We start from the raw sequence: 2,459 nt of genomic DNA, 5'->3' as shown, positions 1-2,459 counted from the left end.
CCCTTGCTCCTATTTCCAAAACACTTGCTCAATCGATCGCCGCTTTAAAAACCGAATATTTGGTTAACCCGATCGGCTTAGATAATCCAAATCCGCGTTTTACATGGCAAATGAAYGACGCCAATCAGGGTGCAAAACAAACAGCCTACCGCGTTCTGGTAGATACCGATTCGGCTTCGCTTGTTAAAGCCGGTGCAAAACTTTGGAATGCAGGCTGGGTTAAATCAGATGACAATTTGGTTATTTATTCGGGCCAGTCACTAAAACCTTTTACTAAATATTATTGGAGGGTTGATATTGTTGATGGAAGCCAAAAGAAATCAAACAAAGTGTATATCGCCAGCTTCGAAACCGGGATGATGAAAATGGAAAACTGGCAAGGTGCGTGGATTTCGGATAATGAAAATACCAAGCTTAAGCCTGCACCCTATTTCCGAAACACCTTTACTACGGTTAAAAAAATCAAGTCGGCCAGGGCTTACATCGCAGCAGCTGGCTTGTACGAACTCTCCATCAACGGCAAAAAAATTGGCAACCATCGCCTCGACCCGATGTATACCCGTTTTGATAGAAGAACATTATACGTTACCTATGATGTAACCGAGGCCATCAGCAAAGGCAAAAATGCTATTGGCGTACTGTTGGGCAATGGCTGGTACAACCACCAATCGACCGCAGTTTGGTATTTCGACCGTGCCCCCTGGCGCAACAGGCCAACTTTTTGTCTTGATGTACGCATCACTTATGAAGATGGTACAACCGAAACCATTAAATCAGGTAAGGAATGGAAAACAGCTTTAAGTCCGATTATTTTTAATAGTATTTATACCGCCGAGCATTATGATGCCCGCCTTGAAAAAGCAGGCTGGAACACGCCAGATTTTGACGATACAGATTGGAAAAATGTGATGTACCGTTCAGCACCATCTAAAAATATTGTTGCACAGGCCATGCACCCTATCCGTAATGTTGAAGAAATAGCAAGCAAAAGTTTAAGAAAGTTTAGCGACACCACTTATCTTTTCGATCTGGGCAGGAATATTTCAGGGGTAAGCAAAATCACGGTAAGCGGACCTGCCGGAACTGTTATAAAACTAAAGCACGGCGAGCGTTTATATACCAACGGACACGTAGACATCTCCAATATTGATGCCCATTACCGGCCAACTGATAATACTGATCCATTTCAGACGGATATCCTGATTTTGAATGGAAAAGGTGAACAAAGTTTTATGCCGCATTTCAATTATAAGGGTTTTCAATATGTAGAAGTGAGCAGCTCCGCTCCCATCCAATTAAAAAAAGAAGATCTGGTAGGCTATTTTATGCATAGTGATGTGCCAATTGCGGGTGAGGTTAAATCTTCAGAGCCGATCATCAATAAAATCTATTACGCCACCAACAATTCTTACCTATCAAATCTTTTTGGCTATCCTACAGATTGTCCACAGAGAGAGAAAAATGGCTGGACAGGCGACGCACAGATCGCGATAGAAACCGGTCTTTATGGCTTTGACGGCATTACCATTTACGAAAAATGGCTCGCCGATCACCGCGATGAACAACAGCCAAATGGCGTTTTACCTTCCATTATCCCTACCGATGGATGGGGTTACGAATGGGGCAACGGACCCGATTGGACCAGTACAATTGCCATTATTCCATGGAATGTTTACCTGTTTTATGGAGACAAAAAACTACTTGCCGATTGTTACGGGAATATTAGAAAATACGTGAACCATATTGACGAAACCTACCCGACAGGTTTAACCACCTGGGGATTGGGCGATTGGATCCCAGTGAAATCTAAATCTCCTGTTGAGCTTACCTCTACCTGTTATTATTATGCTGATGTGCTTATTTTGGCCAAGGCAGCAAAAATTTTAGGCAAAAATGATGACTATGAAAAGTATACAGCTTTGGCTAAAAAAATTAAAGATGCTTTTAATGCCAAATATTTGAATAAGGAAAAAGGGATTTATGCTTCTGGCGTACAGACTGAAATGAGTGTGCCGCTTTATTGGAAAATTGTTCCGGAAGAATCGATTGCTTTAGTTGCAGAGAATTTAGCCAAACGTGTAGAAGCCGATGGTTTTCACTTGGATGTGGGATTATTGGGTACAAAGGCCATTTTAAATGCATTGAGTGAAAATGGTTACAGCGATATTGCCTACAAAGTTGCCGCTCAAAAAACCTATCCAAGCTGGGGCTGGTGGATGGAAAACGGAGCCACCACTTTATACGAGAACTGGCCCATTGATGCAAAATCGGATATATCGATGAACCACATTATGTTCGGAGAAATTGRTGCCTGGTTATACAAATCGCCTGGTGGTATCAAACCAGATGAAAAACAGCCCGGCTTTAAACATGTGATATTGGATCCACATATAATGGAAGGACTGGATTCATTTGAAGCTAGTCATATTGGTCCTTACGGTAAAATTATCAGCGCATGG

The 2,459-nt window shown here is 42.1% G+C and carries 1 protein-coding gene; it reads left to right on the top strand.

What is annotated here, in order from left to right; translation table 11 throughout:
- Positions 1–11: 11 nt before the first annotated feature.
- On the top strand, positions 12–2,459 hold a 2,448-nt coding region (locus tag AC1DND_RS25715; RefSeq protein WP_477585407.1), incomplete at its 3' end, for an alpha-L-rhamnosidase.

It is taken from the genome of Pedobacter sp. 01N416 (assembly GCF_056399685.1).
Note: the sequence above shows the minus strand (reverse complement) of the source record. Positions and strands in the feature narration are given on the sequence as shown.